This is a genomic window from Variovorax sp. S12S4 (assembly GCF_023195515.1).
In the GTDB taxonomy this organism is placed as follows: domain Bacteria; phylum Pseudomonadota; class Gammaproteobacteria; order Burkholderiales; family Burkholderiaceae_C; genus Variovorax.
The window spans coordinates 5505157-5522176 of sequence record NZ_JALPKR020000002.1; the positions used below are offsets into that span (position 1 = coordinate 5505157).

At 68.1% G+C, this 17020-nt stretch carries 19 protein-coding genes and 1 pseudogene; 14 read left to right on the plus strand and 6 right to left on the minus strand.

What is annotated here, in order from left to right; all coding sequences use genetic code 11:
• The first annotated feature begins 364 nt into the window (after window positions 1-364).
• The 3 genes from M0765_RS26985 to M0765_RS26995 all read left to right on the plus strand — a co-directional run bounded on the left by M0765_RS26985 (window position 365) and on the right by M0765_RS26995 (window position 3680).
• Window positions 365-1765: a DUF2868 domain-containing protein gene (locus tag M0765_RS26985; protein ID WP_258507387.1), complete on the plus strand. Its 1401-nt coding sequence runs from the start codon at window positions 365-367 to the stop codon at window positions 1763-1765.
• Window positions 1762-3171 (plus strand): GTPase/DUF3482 domain-containing protein, encoded by a 1410-nt coding sequence (locus M0765_RS26990; RefSeq protein ID WP_258507388.1) that lies wholly within the window; start codon window positions 1762-1764, stop codon window positions 3169-3171. The genes M0765_RS26985 and M0765_RS26990 overlap by 4 nt, the downstream gene beginning before the upstream one ends.
• A 146-nt stretch (window positions 3172-3317) precedes the next feature.
• Window positions 3318-3680 (plus strand): hypothetical protein, encoded by a 363-nt coding sequence (locus tag M0765_RS26995; RefSeq protein ID WP_126746857.1) that lies wholly within the window; start codon window positions 3318-3320, stop codon window positions 3678-3680.
• A 9-nt stretch (window positions 3681-3689) separates the two neighbouring features.
• Here the strand turns inward: M0765_RS26995 and M0765_RS27000 are convergent, their stop codons facing one another.
• The 5 genes from M0765_RS27000 to M0765_RS27020 are packed head-to-tail and all read right to left on the minus strand — an operon-like array spanning window position 3690 to window position 8082.
• Window positions 3690-5756 carry a xanthine dehydrogenase family protein molybdopterin-binding subunit gene (locus M0765_RS27000; RefSeq protein ID WP_258507391.1) on the minus strand — a complete coding sequence of 689 codons (2067 nt, stop codon included), beginning with the start codon at window positions 5754-5756 and terminating at the stop codon, window positions 3690-3692.
• A complete protein-coding gene (locus M0765_RS27005) occupies window positions 5725-5955 on the minus strand; it encodes a hypothetical protein (protein WP_258507393.1) in 231 nt (76 codons plus the stop codon). Before M0765_RS27005 ends, M0765_RS27000 begins: the two co-directional genes overlap by 32 nt.
• Window positions 5956-5957: 2 nt before the next feature.
• On the minus strand, window positions 5958-6953 hold the full coding sequence (locus tag M0765_RS27010) for an FAD binding domain-containing protein (RefSeq protein WP_258507395.1): 996 nt from the start codon (window positions 6951-6953) through the stop codon (window positions 5958-5960).
• On the minus strand, window positions 6946-7602 hold the full coding sequence (locus M0765_RS27015) for a (2Fe-2S)-binding protein (protein ID WP_258507396.1): 657 nt from the start codon (window positions 7600-7602) through the stop codon (window positions 6946-6948). Before M0765_RS27015 ends, M0765_RS27010 begins: the two co-directional genes overlap by 8 nt.
• Window positions 7603-7626: 24 nt before the next feature.
• Window positions 7627-8082 (minus strand): DoxX family protein, encoded by a 456-nt coding sequence (locus M0765_RS27020; protein ID WP_258507397.1) that lies wholly within the window; start codon window positions 8080-8082, stop codon window positions 7627-7629.
• 118 nt (window positions 8083-8200) lie between these two features.
• On the opposite strand from M0765_RS27020, the gene M0765_RS27025 reads away from it, so the two are divergent.
• The 4 genes and pseudogenes from M0765_RS27025 (at window position 8201) to M0765_RS27040 (ending at window position 11719) form a co-directional block, all read left to right on the plus strand.
• Window positions 8201-9109, plus strand: coding sequence for a LysR family transcriptional regulator (locus M0765_RS27025; RefSeq protein WP_258507399.1), 909 nt, complete (start codon window positions 8201-8203; stop codon window positions 9107-9109).
• Window positions 9110-9204: 95 nt separating this feature from the next.
• Window positions 9205-9824 (plus strand): annotated as a pseudogene (gene trhA / locus M0765_RS27030) (PAQR family membrane homeostasis protein TrhA).
• Window positions 9825-9890: 66 nt separating this feature from the next.
• Window positions 9891-10331, plus strand: coding sequence for a helix-turn-helix domain-containing protein (locus tag M0765_RS27035; RefSeq protein WP_157614510.1), 441 nt, complete (start codon window positions 9891-9893; stop codon window positions 10329-10331).
• 86 nt (window positions 10332-10417) lie between these two features.
• On the plus strand, window positions 10418-11719 hold the full coding sequence (locus M0765_RS27040; RefSeq protein ID WP_258507403.1) for a UDP-N-acetylglucosamine 1-carboxyvinyltransferase: 1302 nt from the start codon (window positions 10418-10420) through the stop codon (window positions 11717-11719).
• A 10-nt stretch (window positions 11720-11729) separates the two neighbouring features.
• On the opposite strand, the gene bla is transcribed toward M0765_RS27040, so the two are convergent.
• Window positions 11730-12620 carry a class A beta-lactamase gene (gene bla / locus M0765_RS27045; RefSeq protein ID WP_258507404.1) on the minus strand — a complete coding sequence of 297 codons (891 nt, stop codon included), beginning with the start codon at window positions 12618-12620 and terminating at the stop codon, window positions 11730-11732.
• Between the two features lie 168 nt (window positions 12621-12788).
• On the opposite strand from bla, the gene M0765_RS27050 reads away from it, so the two are divergent.
• The 7 genes from M0765_RS27050 (at window position 12789) to M0765_RS27080 (ending at window position 17002) form a co-directional block, all read left to right on the plus strand.
• Window positions 12789-13130, plus strand: coding sequence for an ArsR/SmtB family transcription factor (locus M0765_RS27050; protein ID WP_126746849.1), 342 nt, complete (start codon window positions 12789-12791; stop codon window positions 13128-13130).
• 29 nt (window positions 13131-13159) lie between these two features.
• Window positions 13160-13696 (plus strand): SRPBCC family protein, encoded by a 537-nt coding sequence (locus M0765_RS27055; RefSeq protein WP_258507407.1) that lies wholly within the window; start codon window positions 13160-13162, stop codon window positions 13694-13696.
• Between the two features lie 81 nt (window positions 13697-13777).
• Window positions 13778-14416: a CDP-alcohol phosphatidyltransferase family protein gene (locus M0765_RS27060; RefSeq protein WP_258507416.1), complete on the plus strand. Its 639-nt coding sequence runs from the start codon at window positions 13778-13780 to the stop codon at window positions 14414-14416.
• 28 nt (window positions 14417-14444) lie between these two features.
• Window positions 14445-15023: a glutathione S-transferase family protein gene (locus tag M0765_RS27065; RefSeq protein ID WP_258507417.1), complete on the plus strand. Its 579-nt coding sequence runs from the start codon at window positions 14445-14447 to the stop codon at window positions 15021-15023.
• 16 nt (window positions 15024-15039) lie between these two features.
• Window positions 15040-15681: a histidine phosphatase family protein gene (locus tag M0765_RS27070; protein ID WP_258507418.1), complete on the plus strand. Its 642-nt coding sequence runs from the start codon at window positions 15040-15042 to the stop codon at window positions 15679-15681.
• A 44-nt stretch (window positions 15682-15725) separates the two neighbouring features.
• Window positions 15726-16688: a DnaJ C-terminal domain-containing protein gene (locus M0765_RS27075; RefSeq protein WP_258507420.1), complete on the plus strand. Its 963-nt coding sequence runs from the start codon at window positions 15726-15728 to the stop codon at window positions 16686-16688.
• Between the two features lie 2 nt (window positions 16689-16690).
• On the plus strand, window positions 16691-17002 hold the full coding sequence (locus tag M0765_RS27080; protein WP_258507422.1) for a chaperone modulator CbpM: 312 nt from the start codon (window positions 16691-16693) through the stop codon (window positions 17000-17002).
• The last annotated feature ends 18 nt before the right edge of the window (window positions 17003-17020 follow it).

The following is a 17020-nucleotide window of genomic DNA, read 5'->3' on the forward strand; positions in this document are numbered from 1 at the left end:
CCCTCGCCGACAGTAACCAGCCCCCTCTGGCGCGATGCTGAAGCTGTCGTCAACAACGAGGAGTCCTCGCGTGAATTCAATCATCTACATCGTCGGTCTGGTCGTGGTTGTAGTGGCCGTGCTTTCGTTCTTCGGCCTTCGCTAGAACCAGCCCCTCCCCAGGCTTCGCGCGCTTCGCGTCGCTTCTCCCTCCCCCTCGCCGGGGGCAACACCTGCGGCCCGGCAACGCCGGTTCCGCGGTGTTCCACGAACGGGATCGCTCGCGGTCCCTCTTCCAGTCGTTCGCATAGAGTCCTTCGCGGCGCGCCGGGCATAATTTGCGCGCCTTCCGCCATCGCGGAACGCCACTTGCGAAGGGACCCTGTTGACCAACACCGCGTTGCGCGAATCTGCTTTTCCGGACGCGGTCATCACCGAGGCGATCCGATGGACCGAAGAGAAAGGTCCACTCGACGATGCGCAAGCCATGCGCACCGCCGCCTCCCGCTCAGCTGACGCGCATGCGCGCATCACGTCGCGCGCGCTCCAGCTCGGCGAGCGCATCGGCTTTCAATCCGAACTGTCACGCATCCGGCAATGGGGGCCGTGGCTGCTGCTTGGCCTGGTGGCGCTGGTCGTCGTTGCCGGCCTGGGCCTGGCGGGCAACGTGGTCGGCGGCAGCGAACGGCACATCAACGTGATCGTCGCGCTCGTGAGCCTGCTGGGCATTCACCTGCTCACGCTGCTGCTGTGGCTGGCCGGCCTGTGGCTGCCCTTCGGCTCGTTCAATACAAGCTCGCTCGGATGGATCTGGCTTTCGCTCACCGCGCGCGTGGCCGGCGGCAAGCGGGGCCAGGCACCGGTGCTGCTGCGGGCGGCCACCGGCCTCTTGAGCCGGGCCCGGCTGCTGCCCTGGGCGTTCGGGCTCGTGAGCCACGGCATCTGGGCGCTGTCTTTCGCGGTGGTGCTGGCCGCGCTGCTGTTCGCGCTTGCGTTCCGCAGCTACACGCTGAGCTGGGAAACGACGATTCTCGACCCGGCTTTTTTCGTGCGCGCCGTCCACGCGCTGGGCTGGGCGCCGGCGCAACTCGGCTTTCCGGTTCCCGATGCCGCGACCATTCTCTCGGCCACCCCCGGTGCCGCGGGCCAGCGCACATGGGCGATGTGGCTCACGGGCTGCATTGCCGTGTACGGGCTGCTGCCGCGCGTTGGGCTGGTATTGCTGAGCGCAGCGGTGTGGCACAGGCGCAAGGCCGCACTGCAGCCGGACTGGAGCGAACCGTATTACCGCAAGCTCATCGCCAGGTTCGCCGCACTTGCGCCGCCGGCCATCGTGGATGCCGACCCCGGCCGCGCACCCGGCACACCACCTGCCGGCCTCGCGCCTTCGGAACTGCAGGACACGCTCTTCGTCATCGGTTTCGAGCTGCCTGCCGACCTGACATGGCCGCCCGCGGGGTTGCCCGCCGCGCAGGTGCAGCGGATCGACGGCAGCGCGCCGGCCCGCCGCGCATTGCTCGACCAGCTGGCGCTGGCCCGCCCGCGTGCGGTGCTGCTGGTGTGCAACGCCGCATCGAGCCCCGACCGCGGCACCGAGCGCTTTCTGCGCGAAGTGCTGGCCCATTGCGGTGAGTGCAGGCTGTGGCCGGCTCATGCGGCGGAAGACGCGGCTGACGCCGGCTTGGCTCAGCGCTGGGTGGACTGGCTGCAGGGCACCGGCCTGCAACGCGTCGCGGCCACGCACCGGATTGAAGACGCCTTGCAGCAACTCGGCACGACACCATGACGCAGCAAGCCATCCTCATTGCCGTCGTCGGCCACACCAACGCCGGCAAGACCTCACTGCTGCGCACGCTCACGCGGCGCGCGAACTTCGGCGAGGTGTCGCAGCGCCCGGGCACCACGCGCCACGTGGAATCGGCCGACCTCGAAGTGAACGGCCAGGCTGCCGTGCGCTTCTTCGACACGCCGGGGCTCGAAGATGCGGTGGCCCTTCGCGAGCACCTGGCCGGGCTTGACCCGCAGGCCACGCCGCCCGAGCGCATTCGCAATTTTCTGCAGGGCCCCGAGGCGCACGGCGTGTTCGAGCAGGAGGCCAAGGTGCTGCGCACCATGCTCGGCATCGATGCGGCCTTTCTCGTCATCGACGTGCGGGAGCCGGTGCTGCCCAAGTTTCGGGACGAGATCGAACTGCTCAACTCCTGCGCTCGGCCCGTGCTGCCGGTGCTCAACTTTGTGCGTGATGCGGCAAGCCGTGAGCCCGCCTGGAAAGAGCTGCTCTCGGCCTATGGCCTCCACGTGCAGGTGCGCTTCGACGCCGCCGCGCCCTTCGTGGGGGCCGAGCGCGAGCTCTATACCGATCTTTCGACACTGCTGCGCGACCGGCGCGAGCTGCTGCACAGCGTGGTGGATTCGCTGGCCGCCGAAGCCGCCGAGCGGCGCCGCTCGGCCTGCGCGCGCATCGCCGAACTGCTGGTCGACGCCGCGGCCTTGCGCCGCACCGTGCCGGCCGAAGAATTCGCGGACACCGCGCGCCGGAAGGCGCTCGTCTCCGCATTGCAGAAAGACGTTTTCGACAAGGCGCAGCGCTGCACCGACGACCTGCTCGCGCTCTACGGTTTTCGCCAGGACGATGCCGGCGAAGCGCCGCTGCCGCTCGTCGAAGGCCGCTGGACGCTGGACTTCTTCAGCCCCGAAGCCATGAAGGACGCGGGCCTGCGGCTTGGCAAGGGTGCGGTCATCGGCGCCGCTGTGGGCGTGGTGGCGGACCTTGCCGTCGTCGGCATTTCGTTGGGCGCGGGTGCCGCGGTGGGCGGTGCCATCGGTGGCGCCGTTTCGCAAGGCTGGGGCCCGTTCGGTCGCAAGCTGGTGAACAAGCTGCGCGACGTGCACGAGCTCACCATCGAAGACGGCGTGCTGTTTGCGGTGGTGGCATGGCAGCTGAAGCTCACGCGGGCGCTGGAGCAGCGCGGGCACGCGGCCACCGGGCGCATTGCGGCGGAAACCAGCGCAACGCAGGACGCGCCCACGCGCGCCACCGCGGCTGCCGTTCGCGCCGCACGGCCGGCGCGCAACCATCCGGAGTGGGAATCGAAGGGCGTGGCAACGCGCGGCTTCTGGCGCCCCGCGCCGCAGCGCGAGGCAATCGCGGCCGAGCTGGCGCGCACGCTTCAGGGCGCTTTCGAAAACTGAGCGCCCAGCCTTCACTTGCCTTCACTTGCAGAGGGAGGCGACGGATTCCTACGCACCGGCACTGGCACGAGCGCCAGTCTTTTTCACGACATCGACGGCACACAGGGTGCCGTTTGTTTTGTCGCCCTCAAGAAAAAGGAGCACCCATGTCCGTCGAATGCAAACTGCTCGCCACCCCTTTGATCGGACGCGTGTGGCAAGGCCGCACGCCCATTGCGCGGGCCGACGAATACCTGCGCTACAGCTTCGAGCACGGCATCCAGGAGATCGCGAAAAAACCTGAATGCCTGGGTGTGCAGTACTTTCGCAAATTGAACGGCGATACCGCCGAATTCCGGACCGTGTCTTACTGGCAATCGATCGAACACATGCACGCCATGCACGCGCAGCGCGGCGATCCGCTGCGCGTGGCTCCGCTGGCACGCGACCCCGAGTTCCTGCTGGAGCTGCCCGAGTTCGTGGACATCGTCGAGGTGCATGTCAATTCGTTCGGCACCACGGGCAAGTAGCGGCCAAGCTCAGCTCTCCAGCAGGTCTTCCAGCCGCAGCGGCAGCCGGCGCAGGCGCTTGCCGGTGGCGTGGAACACCGCATTCACGATGGCTGGCGCCACACCCACCATGGCCACTTCGCCCAGGCCCTTTACGCCCATGGCGTTGAGCCGCGTGTCGGGCTTGCCGACAAAGTCGACATCGATGCGGCCGATGTCCGCCGCAACAGGCAGCACGTATTCCGCAAGGTCGGCGTTGAGAAATCCGCCGTAGCGCGGATCGACCTCGCTCGCCTCGCGCAATGCGGCGCCTATGCCCCACACCACGCCGCCCTCGACCTGGCTGCGCGCGGTGCGCAGGCTGGCCACGGTGCCGCAGTCGGCCACGCTGAGCACGCGCGGTACGCGAATGCGGCGCGTGGTGGGTTCGATGCGCACTTCGACGAAATGCGCAATGAAACTGAAGGCGACGAAGTCGGGATATACCGGTCCCGCCGCAGCGGGCAGGCCACCGGTGAGCCGGCCGAAGACCTGCTCGGGCTGACCCGGTGCACGCATTCGGCTTTCGGCCTCGGCAAAGGGGCGGCCGGAGGCGCGCAGCATCGCCACTGCGGTGGCGCCGTTGGCACTACCAGGCGCAGCGGGCGTATCGGGCGCAGCGGCCGCGCCCGCGTGCTGCCGCAGGTCTTCCATGAGCCGCTGGGCGGCTTCCTGCACCGGCGGCAACGCCGTGGCCGTGCCCCAGGAGCCGGCGGTCAGGTGCTGCGGCGCGGCGGTGGTGTCGCCCAGCACAATTTCCACCGCCGCCACCGGCGCGCCGAGCGTGCGCGCGACCGTCAACGCAATGGCGGTGCGAATGCCCTGCCCCATCTCGTGGCCGCCCACCGCCACCCGCACCGTGCCGTTGGCGTTCAGCCGCACCTTGGCGATGGCCGGTGCAATGGCCGCCTTGTAGGCACCGGCCGCCACGCCCCACCCGATGAGGCTGCCGTCGGCCGCGCGCATCGAACGCGGCGCCATCGTGCGGCGCGCCCAGCCGAAGGCGGTGCTTCCCTTGACGAGGCATTCGGCCAGGTGGCGCGAGGAAAAAGGCTTGCCGCTGATCGGGTCGACAGCCGTATCGTTTGCAAGGCGGAACGCGACGGGATCGCGGCCCAGCGCGTAGGCCATCTCGTCGACCGCGCTTTCGAATGCAAAGGCGGCCGGATGCTCGAACGGCGCGCGCATGTAGCCAGGCGTTTGCACATCGGTGCGCACGAGCCGTTCGCGGCCCAGGAAGTTGCTGATGCCGTAGAGCCGCGATGTGATTTCGGTGCCGCTCGACGGAAACAGGTCGTGCCGCGAGGTCTGCTGGTCGATCTCGTGAATGGCCGCGGTCAGCTTGCCGTTGCGGTCCGCGCCCAAGCGCACATGGTGGCGGCTCGCGGGCCTGAAGCTCGCGTTGTGGAACAGCTGGCTGCGCGACAGCACCAGCTTGACAGGCTGGCCCAGTGCGCGCGCCGCCATCGCGACCAGTGCGGTGTGCGACTGCAGCGAGTTCTTCTGGCCGAAGCCGCCGCCCACGGTGGGCGACAGCACGCGCACCTTGTCGGGCTCGATGCCGAGCTGCTTGGCGAGGCCGTGGCGCACGCCCTCGGCGTTCTGGGTGGGCTCGCGAACGGTCAGCACGCCGTCTGCGCTCCACTCGGCCACGGTCGCGATGATCTCCATCGGGTTCTGGTGCTGGGTCGGCAATTCGTAAGACGCGTCCACCGTGAATGCAGCGCCCTGGAGCGCGGCCTCCGCATCGCCTGCGCGCCGGTCTGCGAACATCGGCTGCGGCAGCAATGCCGATTGCGCCTGCGGCTGGGCATCGGGCGCATCGATGCCGGCAACGAAGGGAACGGCTGAATAGGTCACCTGCACCAGCGCCGCGGCCTCGCGCGCGGCCTCCAGCGTGTCGGCCACCACCATCGCCACGGTCTGCCCGCGGTAGGCAACCTGCGGCGAGCGCAGCGGATAGAAGCTCTGGAAACCGAAGCCGCCGCCCATGAGGAAGCCTCCGGTGTCGAAAGCGCCGACGTTCTCATGCGTGAGCACCTGCCGAACGCCGCGCACGCGCGCCAGCCGCGGCGCTGTCGATGACGGTGACGGTGCCGCGCGCAATGCGCGAAGGCACCAGCGCGGCGTGCAGCAGCCCGGCGCGCGCATCGTCCGCCGCATAGCGCGTGGCGCCGCGCACCTTGTCGCGCGCGTCGACACGTTCGGCACCCGCCCGAGGCGTGTTCCTCGGCGCTGTCTTGAGGTGGGTTGCCATCTTCAGTTCCTTTCCCTGGCCAGCATCAGCGCGTCGGTCACCGTTTCGATGCCGAGCGCCACCTTGAATGCGTTGTGCTCGAGCGGCTTGGCGCCCTCGAAGGCAAGCTCGGCGGCACGCCGCGCGGCGGCCCGTGTGAACGGCTGGCCCACAAGGCTGCGCTCCGCCTGCGCGGCGCGCCACGGATGCGTGGCCACGCCACCGAGCGCAATGCGCGCGTCGGCCACACGGTTGCCCCTGATCTCCAGTGCAACCGCCGCCGATGCAAGCGCAAAGGCGTAGGACTCGCGGTCGCGGATCTTGTGATACGTGGAGCCGCGGCCGATGGGCCCGCGGGGTATGCGAATGCGCACGATCAGTTCGTCGGCCGCGAGCACCGTTTCCAGGTGCGGGGTGGTGCCCGGCGCGCGGTGCAGTTCGCGCACCGGCACCGTGCGTTCGCCGCGCGGGCTCACGGTGTCGACCTGCGCATCGAACGCCACCAACGCAACCGCCCAGTCGCCCGGATACACGGCCACGCAGGCTTCGCTGGCGCCAAGCACCGCATGGCCGCGGTTCTGCCCGCCCAGCGCCGCGCAGCCGCTGCCGGGCACGCGCTTGTTGCACGCGAATTCGGGTCCGCCGCGAAAGTACGCACAGCGCGTGCGCTGCAGCAGGTTGCCGCCCACGGTGGCCATGTTGCGCAGCTGCTGCGAGGCGGCCTTCCAGAGCGATTCCGACAAGGCCGGGAATTCGCGCTGCACCGTGGCGTTCTCGGCCACGTCGCTCATGGCCGCGAGCGCGCCGATGCGCAGTTCGCCGCGGCTCGACGTATCGACTTCGCGCAGGCCTTCGATGCGGGTGATGTCGACCACGGTGGCCGGCGCTTCCACGCCGAGCTTCATCAGGTCGAACAGCGTGGTGCCGCCTGCGAAGTAGCGCGCGCCGGGCTGGTGCCGGGCCAGCAGGTGCACGGCCTCGCCGGTGCTGCGCGGGCGAAGGTAGGCGAAGTCATGCATGGCGGCGGCCCTCCATGCGAAGCACCTGAGGCGCCGCCTCGCGGATCGCTTCGACGATGCCGGTATAGGCGCCGCACCGGCAGATGTTACCGCTCATGTATTCGCGGATCTGCGCTTCGCTGGCGGCGTGGCCCTCGCGCACGCAGGCAATGGCCGCCATGATCTGGCCAGGCGTGCAGTAGCCGCACTGCAGCGCATCGTGGTCGAGAAAGGCCTGCTGCATCGGGTGGAGCGTGCCGTCGGCCGACTCAATGCCCTCGATGGTGGTGACGGCGCAGCCGTCGGTCTTCACCGCCAGCGTCAGGCACGAGGCGACGCGGCGGCCGTCCACGTGCACCGTGCAGGCGCCGCACTGGCCGTGGTCGCAGCCTTTCTTGGCGCCGGTAAGGCCGAGCTGCTCCCGCAGCACGTCGAGCAATGAGGCGCGCGGCTCCAGCTTCAGCTGGTGGGGCTTGCCGTTGATGGTGACGCGGGTCTCCTGGGAGCCGGCGCCGGAGGGCGGTACCGCGCTGCCGGTTTCCGCAGCCGTGCCGGTGGCGGCCGAAGCGGCGGCACCCGCGCCGGCCGCGGTGGTCATCATGAACGTGCGGCGGTTGAGGGTATGGAAGGCAGGCACCGGGCCTGCCGCGTTCTGCTGGAGTTGGTTCATGGGGCTTCTCCTTTTTGTCGGTCTTCAGAACTCGCGGCCGAGGCGCGCGTCGATCGAGACCGGCCCGCTGCCGCGCGCAGCGATGCAAAGCGCGGCGAAGACCAGCATCAGCGGGTATTCGTAGCCCCGGTCGATCCAGGGGAACGTTGGCGCCAGCAGGTAGCAGATGACCAGCATCTGCACCACCACCATCGGCGCGACGATGCGCGTCAGGAAGCCCAGCGCCAGCATCAGCCCGCCCACGCCTTCGAGCAGCGCGATGAACCAACCGATCAGCGGCGCGAAAGGCAGGTGCAGCACGTTGGCAATCAGGTTGACCGAACCGGCCATCGGGTCGGCCATGCTGCCGTGGCTGCGGCCAAGCAGCTTGGGAATGCCGTGCGTCATGAGCATCAGCCCGAACGCGATGCGCAGCAGCGCATAGCTCAACGGCTCGAGCCGGTCATAAACACCGCGCAGCCGCGGAAAGATCAGTTGCATGAGGTCGCTCCTTGAAATGTCGAAGGGGTGAGCGGAAAGTCTCTCTGTTCTGCATGGGCGAATAAATACGCAAATCTCGCCAATACAATTCAATGAGACTCAACAATCCGAGGAGCCCATGGACCGCTTCGATGCCATGCAGCTGTTCACCCGCATCGTCGATCTGGGCAGCTTTACCCAAGCCGCGGCCGCGCTCGACATTCCGCGTGCCACGGCCACGCATGCCATCAAGGAGCTGGAGGCCAGGCTGCACGTGCGCCTTTTGGAACGCACCACGCGGCAGGTGCGCACCACCGTCGACGGGCAGGCTTTCTACGAGCGCTGCCGCCATCTGCTGCGCGAACTGGAGGAGGCGGAGTCTTCGCTGTCGGAGCTGGCGGTCAACCCGCGCGGGCGCCTGCGCATCGACATCCACGGCGCGCCGGCGCAGGCCATCGTGCTGCCCCGCATTCGCGAGTTTCACGAGCGCTATCCGCACATCGAGCTTGTCATGGGCAGCGGCGACCGTCTTGTGGACCTGCTGCGCGAAGGTGTCGATTGCGTGGTGCGCGCGGGCGAGCCGAAGGATTCGTCGCTTGTCACCCGGCGCCTGGCGCTGCTGCCGCAAGTGACCTGCGCAAGCCCGGGCTACCTGGCCGAATACGGCACGCCCACGCAGCCGTCCGAGCTTGCGAGGCACCTCGGCGTCAATTTCTTCTCGGCTTCGAGGCCCGAGGTGTTTCCGTACGAATTCTTGGTGGACGGCAAGCTCGAGACGTACATGCTGAAGGACTGGATCAGCGTGAACAACGCCGACCTCTACAAGATTTGCGCCGAACAGGGCTGCGGGATCATCCAGGTGCCGCGCTTCAGTGTGGAGCGCCAGTTGCACGAGGGCTCGCTGGTCGAGATATTGGCGCACACGCCCTGCCCGCCCATGGTTTATTCGGTGCTGTACCCGCACCACCGGCAGCTGTCGCCGCGCGTGCGGGTGTTCATCGACTGGATTGCGCAGCTCTATGCGGAGCGCTTCGGCACGGCCGCGTGAACACGCATCGGAGTCACCGTGCGGTCATGGGGGTGGCCTAGCATCCGCTGGCCTTTGCCTCCCCTTTTCCGACCAGGACTGCTGCACTCCACGCGATGTACCCCGGCGAACGTCTCAATGGGTACAGCCATCTGCTGGGCCTGGTGCTTGCCCTTGTGGCCACCGTTCTCTTCCTTGCCAAGACCTTGCCCACGGGTGATGCCGCACGCATCGTCGGTGCGCTGGTGTTCTCGCTCTCGGCCGCGCTGCTGTATGCCGCATCCACGCTGTTCCACAGCACGCGCGGGCGGCTAAAGCGCTTCTGGGAGCGGGTCGACCACTGCGCCATCTACCTGCTGATTGCGGGCACCTACACGCCCTTCGCGCTCGTCACGCTGCAGGGCACCTGGGGCTGGCTGCTGCTTGCCGCGGTGTGGAGCGCCGCGTTCTTCGGCATTGGGCGCGAACTGCTGCAGGCGGACAGCGCGGCCTCCAAGCCCCGCTGGCGCTCTACATCGCCATGGGCTGGCTCGGCGTGCTGGCGGCCGCGCCACTCGCGGCGCGGCTCGACGTCGGCGGCCTGGCCTGGCTGCTGGCGGGCGGCGTGCTCTATACCGTGGGCACGGTGTTCTACCGAAACCGGCGCGGCTTCCGGCATGCGCACGGCACCTGGCACCTGTTCGTGCTGGCGGGCACGGTGAGCCATTTCATCTCGGTGGGCCGGTACGTGCTCTGACCAAGAAAATAAGCATTTTTCATTACCTTCCGGTCCAGCTTGGCGCAAGGTGTGCAAAATGCGCCCATGCCAAATATTGCCTCCATCCTCAAAACCGAGATTTCCCGTGTCGCCCGCAAGGAAGTTCGCACAGAGATCGAAACGCTGAAAAAAGCTTCCACGCACCATCGCGCCTCGATCGCCGCACTGCGCCGGCAGGTCGAGAAACTGGAGAAGGAACTGCGGCGTGCGCTGAAGATGTCTTCGAGCGCCCCTTCCGCCGGCGATGCGGACGATGGCGCCGAATCGGGCCCGTCCCGCCGGTTCAGCGCCACCCGGCTGGCCGCGCACCGCGAAAAGCTCGGCCTCTCGGCGGCGGCTTATGGAAAGCTGGTGGGCGTTACCGGCCAGACCATCTACAAGTGGGAACAAGGCAAGGCACGGCCGCGCAAGGCCCAACTGGAGGGCCTCGCATCGGTGCGGGGCCTGGGCCGGCGCGAAGTGGCAGAACAGCTGAACGCGGAATAGTTCACTTTCGCGCTCTACAGCGCCAGCCGCCCGGCGGGTACAGTTCCGGCACTCATTTCTCCGGTTCGTTTCCGCCCCGTATTCCCATGTCCAATCTCATCGTGCACGGCGGTACGCCGCTTCGCGGCCGCATCACTCCCTCCGCCAACAAGAACGCCGTGCTGCCGGTGCTGTGCGCCACGCTGCTCACGCGTGAGCCGCTGCGGCTGCACGGCGTGCCCGACATCACCGACGTGCGCAAGATCCTCGACATCTTCCGCAGCCTGGGCAGCGAGGCGCGCATGGACCACGCCACCGGCACGCTGGAGCTGCACCACCGCGAAACGGCATTCGACGCCGCACGCGACCGGTTGCCCGAGGAAATGCGCTCGTCGATCATGCTGGTGCCTCCGCTCCTGGCGCGCTTCGGCATTGCGCGGCTCGAAGACAACGTCAAGGGCTGCACGCTGGGCGTGCGCGAGATCGATCCGCACGTGGACGTGTTCCGCCGCTTCGGCGGCAAGGTGGAGCGCGCCAGCGGCTCGCTGCTTGTGCGGTGCAACGGGCCGCTTGCGCCCACCGAGCACTGGCTCGACTACGCCTCCGTCACCACCAGCGAAAACTTTGTGCTGTGCGCGGCGGCGGCCAAAGGCACATCGACGCTCACCAACGCAGCGTCAGAGCCGCATGTGCAGGAGTTCTGCCGCTTCATGACGATGCTGGGCGTGCGCATCGAGGGCATCGGCACCTCGCGGCTCACGGTGCACGGCGGCAATGCGCTGGGCGGCGGCGAGTTCCGCTTCGACGAAGACTTTCACGAGATCACCACCTTCCTGGCGCTGGGCGCCATCACCGGAGGCGACGTGGTCGTGCGCAACAGCGCACCCGAAAACTTTCCGCTGATCGACCGCACCTTCGCCAAGTTCGGCGTCACGGTCACGCATGAAGACGGCTGGTCGCGCGCCACCTGCACCGGCCCGTTGAAGGTGCAGACGCCCTTCACAAGCAACGTGCTCACCAAGGTGGAGGCCGCGCCGTGGCCCTACTTTCCGGTCGACCTGCTGCCCATCTTCATTGCGCTGGGCGTGCGTGCCCAGGGCAATGCGATGTTCTGGAACAAGGTGTACGACGGCGCGCTGGGCTGGACCAGCGAGCTCTCCAAGTTCGGCGCGCATGTGTTCTCGTCGGATCCGCATCGGCTCATCAGCTTTGGCGGCAGCCCGCTGACGCCGGCCGTGGTCGAGAGCCCCTACATCATCCGCGTGGCCATTGCGCTCTTCATGGTCGCGGCCAGCATCGAAGGCCGCTCCGAAATCCGCAACGCTGCGCCCATTCGCCGCGCCCACCCGCGCTTCGTCGAGAACCTGCGCAGCCTGGGCGTGCAGGTGGAGTGGACGAGCGAAGAGTAAGCCTCGGGGCTCAGCCCCGCAGTGCGTTCACCACGATGCGCGCCGCCGACGCAATGACGTCGTTGCGGGCCGGCGCATCCTCCTTGGGAAAGGTAAGGTAGACCGCCAGCACCACCGGAGCGCCCGAGGGCGGCCACAGCACGCCTGTGTCGTTGTTGGTGCCGTAGGAGCCCAGGCCGGTCTTGTCGCCCACCTTCCAGTCCGCCGGCACGCCGGCGCGGATGCGAGCGGCGCCGGTGGTGTTGCCCAGGAGCCAGGTTTCGAGCTGGCTGCGTTGCGCCGCACCGAGCGCGTCGCCCAGCACCAGCCGCTGCAGGCTTGCGGCCATCGCCTCCGGCGTGGTCGTGTCGCGCAGGTCGCCCGGAATGGCGCTGTTGAGTTCGGTCTCCCAGCGGTCGAGCCTGAAGGTCTGGTCGCCGATGGAGCGCGCGAACGCGGTCACCGCGGCAGGCCCGCCGAGGATCTTCATCAGCAGGTTGGCGGCGGCGTTGTCGCTGTACTGGATGGTGGCCGCGCACAGGGCGGAAACAGTCATCCCCTGCCCCAGGTTTTTCTCCGTGATGGGCGAATTGATCAGGATGTCGCTCCTGCTGTAGCTCACGCGGCGCTCCAGCAGGCTGCTCTCGCGTGCGCTGCGCGCGAGGATGGCCGCGGCCAGCATTGTCTTGAAAGTGCTGCACAGCGCAAAGCGCTCGGTTGCCCGGTGCTGCACGCGCGCGCCGCTGCCCGTGTCCAGCGCGGCCACGCCGAGCCGCCCGCCCACGGAGCTTTCGAGCGCCGCGAGCTGCGCCTCGGCCGACGTGGCCTGTTGCGCTTTCGCGGACCAGGCGGTGCAGGCGCTGGCCAGCGGCAGCGCGGATGCGGCAAGCAGGAAGATGCGGCGATTGGCGGAGGGTTTCATTTGTCTGTTTTTCAGCGAGTGGATGGAACGAAGGGAATCGTAGGAGCGCCACCTCGCAAGCTCCAGCGCCAGGCGGCGCAACCGCGTCTCTGCTGTATCGGGTGTAACGGCACAATTCATTCAACTTTTCGGTTGAATAACTTTTTCGGAGCGACTATATTCAACCTCATGGTTGAACTAGACGACGAGCGGCTCGATGCCGTGTTCCATGCCCTGGCCGACAGCACGCGGCGCACGATGCTGCAGCTGCTGGCGCAGGGCGAGTGCAGCGTGGGCGAACTCGGCGCTCCGTTTCGAATGTCCTTTGCGGGCGCCTCCAAGCACGTCAAGGCGCTGGAGCGCGCCGGCCTGGTCTCCCGCACGGTGCAGGGCCGCGCGCACGTCTGCCGGCTGGAGCCGGCGGCGCTTGCCTCGGCCAACGCATGGCTGCGGTACTACGAAGGCTTCTGGAACAGCCATCTGGACGCGCTGGAGCAGGAGCTGCGGCGCGACAACGCATCCCGCAAGTGAAGTTCTTTCCCTTCTTCAAGGAGCAAACGATGACGACAAGCAGCCTCGGAACCCTGATCGAACCCGGCACCGTGCGCATGGAGCGCACCCTGCCCGCGCCGGTGGAGCGCGTGTGGGCCTATTTCGTCGACCCCGACAAGCGCGCGAGGTGGCTCGCCGGCGGCACCATGGCCGAGAAAAGCGGCGGCGTGTTCGAACTGCGCTTCGAGCACACCAGCCTTTCCGGTGAAGTGGCGCCCGATCGCTTTGCCGACTGCCGTGGCCCCATCTCGCAGAAATCGCGCCTTGTGACGCTCGACCCAATGAAGCGCCTGACCATCAGCTGGGGCAGCGAAAGCGCCACCGCGTCCGAGGTGAGCTTCGAGTTCACGCCCCGGGGCGATTCGACGCACCTGGTGCTCACGCACCGCCGCCTGCCCGACCGCAAGGAAACACTCAGCGTTTCGAGCGGCTGGCACGCGCATCTGGACGTGCTCGACGACGTGCTGCACCAGCGCACGCCCCGGGGGTTCTGGAGCAACCACGCGGCGCTCGAAAAAGCCTACGAGGCCCGTCTTCCGGCCTGAACCGGAGTCGGATGGCGACTACAGGCAAGCGGCCCCGCTTGCGTTAAGGTGCGGTGCATTCGCAGACTCCGAAGCACCCCCATGACCACCCCCTCCTCCGCACCGGCCCGCAAGCATTTCTCGATGATCCGCGGCTTTCACCTGGCCGATGCGTTCACGCTCGGCAATGCCGCGTGCGGCGTGGGCGCGGTGTTCCTCGCCATGGCCTTCATGGCGAGCCAGTCGCTTGCGCAGTTCTTGTGGGCCGCCGCGCTCGCGCCCGCCGCCTTCGTGTTCGACGTGTTCGACGGCCGCATTGCGCGCTGGCGGCAAACCCACTCGGCCCTCGGGCGCGAGCTCGATTCACTGGCCGATGTGATCTCGTTCGGCGTGGCGCCCGCCGCGCTCGCCTTTGCGGCGGGCCTGGACGGCGGCTGGGACTGCGTGCTGCTGATCTACTTCGTCGGCTGCGGCGTGAGCCGGCTCGCACGCTACAACGTCACGGCCGAAGCGCTTTCCGCGGGCGCCGACAAGGTCAAGTACTTCGAAGGCACGCCCATCCCTACCAGCGTGGTGCTGGTCGGCGTGCTGGCATGGGCCGCCTGGCAAGGCCGCATCGGCGACGCGGTGTGGGGCGGCGCATGGGTGCTCGGCCCGTGGCAGCTGCATCCGCTCACGCTGCTCTTCGCGCTCTCGGGCACGCTCATGATCAGCAAGACGCTGCGCATTCCCAAGTTCTGACCCTCCATCGCTGAAAGGAGCCCATTCAATGCTGAAGCTGTATTTCGATCCGCAAAGCCGCTCGCAGGTTGCAAAGTGGATGCTCGACGAAGCCGGCGTGGAATACGAGATCGTGCAGACCCTCATCCGCGAAAAGGCGCACAAGAAGCCCGAGTACCTGAAGATCAACCCCGCGGGCAAGCTGCCGGCGCTGGTGGACGGCCGAACACGCGTGTTCGAGAACGCGGCCATCTGCATGTACGTGGCCGACAAGTTTCCGCAGGCCCGCCTGGCGCCACCGGCGGATTCGCCCGACCGCGGCCGCTACCTGTCGCTCATGGTCTATTCGACGGCGCAGCTGGAGCCCGCGATGGGCGACAGCATGCTGGGGGTGCGCAGCAACAACAGCGCGCGCGGCTGGACCAACTTCGAGCAGGCCAAGGACGCGGTGGAGCGCGAACTGGGCGAAGGTCCCTATCTCTTCGGCGCGCGGTTCACTGCGGCCGACGTGATGATCGGCTCGATGTTCATCTGGCACCGTGCCTTTGGCGGGCGCTCCAACCGGCCGAAGATCGATGCCTACATCAACCGGCTCCAGGCCCGGCCCAAGGGCATGAAGTTCGGTTGAGGTTGATTCACACCGCATGGCACAAGCACAATTCCCCCATGGCGCGACCGCCGGCCTCGACCAGCTGGTGAGCATTGCCGCCGCGCAGCCGCTGGCGCCGGCCTGCGATCACTTCTACTTCTTGCGCCACGGCCAGACCGGCCGCAATGCGCAGCGCATCTTCCAGGCCGTGGACGAGCCGCTGAGCGAGCTCGGGCTCCAGCAGGCGGCGCGCGCCGCCCAGCTGCTGGCCGGCGAGCCGATCCGCACCATCGTCTGTAGCGACGCGCGGCGCGCCCACGACACCGCGCACACCGTGGCGGCGGTGCTCCGCATCGAGCCCACGCCGCAGGCCGCACTGCGCGAACGCAACTTCGGCGCACTCATCGGCACCTCGTCGGTCAACATCGACTGGGCCTGCGAGCCCGACGGCGGCGAAACCCTTGCGCAGTTCGTGGCGCGCAAGAGGCAGGCGCTCGACGAAGCGCTGGCGCAGCCCGCACCGGTTCTGGTGGTGGCCCACGGCGGCACGCTCTATGCGCTGGCCGCGCTGATCGGCGTGCCCATCGACCTGGGCCTGCTCGGCAATGCCCAGCCATTGCGTTTTTCGCGCAGCGGCCCTACATGGGCTGTAACGCCGCTGCTGCGGCATGCCGACGGGGATTCCGCCCTGGCGTAGACGGCCGGGCGCACACTGTTCGGCGTTCACACCAACCGACAGCCATGGAATTCAAGGACTACTACAGCGCCCTGGGCATCGACCGCACCGCGTCGGAAGACGAGGTGCGCAAGGCCTACCGCAAGCTCGCGCGCAAGTACCACCCCGACGTCAGCAAGGAAGCCGACGCCGAGAAGCGCATGCGCGACATCAACGAAGCCAACGACGTGCTGCGCGACAAGGAAAAGCGCGCCGCCTACGACGCACTGGCCGACCGCGTGGCCCGCGGCGGACACCCCGAGGGCGACTTTCAGCCGCCGCCGGACTGGGACACCGGCTTCGAATTTCACCGCGGCCCGGGGCAAGGGCCGGCCGACCACGCGGGCTTCAGCGACTTCTTCTCCTCGCTCTTCGGCGAAGCCGAGCGGCGTGGCGCGGCAAGGCGCAACTACCGCGCGCGCGGCGAAGACCATCACGCGGCCATCGAGATCTCCCTTGAAGACGCGCTCAACGGCGCCGAGCGCGAGATCACGCTGCGCGCGCAGGAAATCGACGCGCAGGGCCGCCCTGCGCTCAAGACGCGCACGCTCAGCGTCAAGATCCCGCCCGGCATGCACCCGGGGCAGTTCATCCGGCTTGCCGGACAGGGCATGCCCGGCCACGGCGGCGAGCCGGCCGGAGACCTGTACCTGGAGGTGCGCATTGCGCCCCACAGGCTCTACCGCGTCGAAGAGCGCGACCTCTACATGACGCTGCCCGTCACCCCGGCCGAAGCCGCGCTCGGTGCGCAGGTGAAGGTGCCGGTGCCCACCGGCGGTGCGGTCGAGGTGACCGTGCCGCGCAACGCGCGCAGCGGCCTCAAGCTCAGGCTCAAGGGCCGCGGCCTGGGCGGCAAGCAGCCCGGCGACCTGTACCTGCTGCTCGACATTGCCCTGCCCCCGGCCGACAGCGAGGCCGCGCGCAAGGCCTACGAGCAACTGGCGCAGGCATCGGCTTCGTTCAACCCACGCCAGCATCTGGGAGTGTGAGCATGGCGACCGTTTCCGTCACAACAGCCATCAGCGCGTCGCAGCCGCTTGCCGCGAGCGAGCTCGCCCATGCCTGCGGCGCCGACACCGAATGGGTGGTGCAGCTCGTCGAAGTGGGCATCGTGCAAATTTCTACCGCCGAGGCGCCGCCCGAGCGCTGGCAGTTTTCGAGCAGCGACCTGCAATGCGCGCTCGAGGCGCGCCGGCTGGAGCGCGACTTTGGCGTGGGCCTGGACGCCGCCGCGCTGATTCTCGACCTGCAGCACGAGGTGCGGCGGCTCAAGGCCGTGATTCGCGCGCACGGCTTGCGCTAGCCGGCAGCGCCCTCAGCC

Excerpts from the sequence above, each read along its gene's own strand:
- M0765_RS27060 (WP_258507416.1), top strand. The coding sequence starts at position 13,778 with ATGACCACCCCCTCCTCCGCACCGGCCCGCAAGCATTTCTCGATGATC.
- M0765_RS27075 (WP_258507420.1), top strand. The coding sequence starts at position 15,726 with ATGGAATTCAAGGACTACTACAGCGCCCTGGGCATCGACCGCACCGCG.
- M0765_RS27010 (WP_258507395.1), bottom strand. The coding sequence starts at position 6,953 with ATGCATGACTTCGCCTACCTTCGCCCGCGCAGCACCGGCGAGGCCGTG.
- M0765_RS27050 (WP_126746849.1), top strand. The coding sequence starts at position 12,789 with ATGGTTGAACTAGACGACGAGCGGCTCGATGCCGTGTTCCATGCCCTG.
- M0765_RS26995 (WP_126746857.1), top strand. The coding sequence starts at position 3,318 with ATGTCCGTCGAATGCAAACTGCTCGCCACCCCTTTGATCGGACGCGTG.
- M0765_RS27020 (WP_258507397.1), bottom strand. The coding sequence starts at position 8,082 with ATGCAACTGATCTTTCCGCGGCTGCGCGGTGTTTATGACCGGCTCGAG.
- M0765_RS27015 (WP_258507396.1), bottom strand. The coding sequence starts at position 7,602 with ATGAACCAACTCCAGCAGAACGCGGCAGGCCCGGTGCCTGCCTTCCAT.
- M0765_RS27040 (WP_258507403.1), top strand. The coding sequence starts at position 10,418 with ATGTCCAATCTCATCGTGCACGGCGGTACGCCGCTTCGCGGCCGCATC.
- M0765_RS27080 (WP_258507422.1), top strand. The coding sequence starts at position 16,691 with ATGGCGACCGTTTCCGTCACAACAGCCATCAGCGCGTCGCAGCCGCTT.
- M0765_RS27025 (WP_258507399.1), top strand. The coding sequence starts at position 8,201 with ATGGACCGCTTCGATGCCATGCAGCTGTTCACCCGCATCGTCGATCTG.
- M0765_RS27005 (WP_258507393.1), bottom strand. The coding sequence starts at position 5,955 with ATGGCAACCCACCTCAAGACAGCGCCGAGGAACACGCCTCGGGCGGGT.
- M0765_RS27070 (WP_258507418.1), top strand. The coding sequence starts at position 15,040 with ATGGCACAAGCACAATTCCCCCATGGCGCGACCGCCGGCCTCGACCAG.
- M0765_RS27055 (WP_258507407.1), top strand. The coding sequence starts at position 13,160 with ATGACGACAAGCAGCCTCGGAACCCTGATCGAACCCGGCACCGTGCGC.
- M0765_RS27035 (WP_157614510.1), top strand. The coding sequence starts at position 9,891 with ATGCCAAATATTGCCTCCATCCTCAAAACCGAGATTTCCCGTGTCGCC.
- bla (WP_258507404.1), bottom strand. The coding sequence starts at position 12,620 with ATGAAACCCTCCGCCAATCGCCGCATCTTCCTGCTTGCCGCATCCGCG.
- M0765_RS27065 (WP_258507417.1), top strand. The coding sequence starts at position 14,445 with ATGCTGAAGCTGTATTTCGATCCGCAAAGCCGCTCGCAGGTTGCAAAG.
- M0765_RS26990 (WP_258507388.1), top strand. The coding sequence starts at position 1,762 with ATGACGCAGCAAGCCATCCTCATTGCCGTCGTCGGCCACACCAACGCC.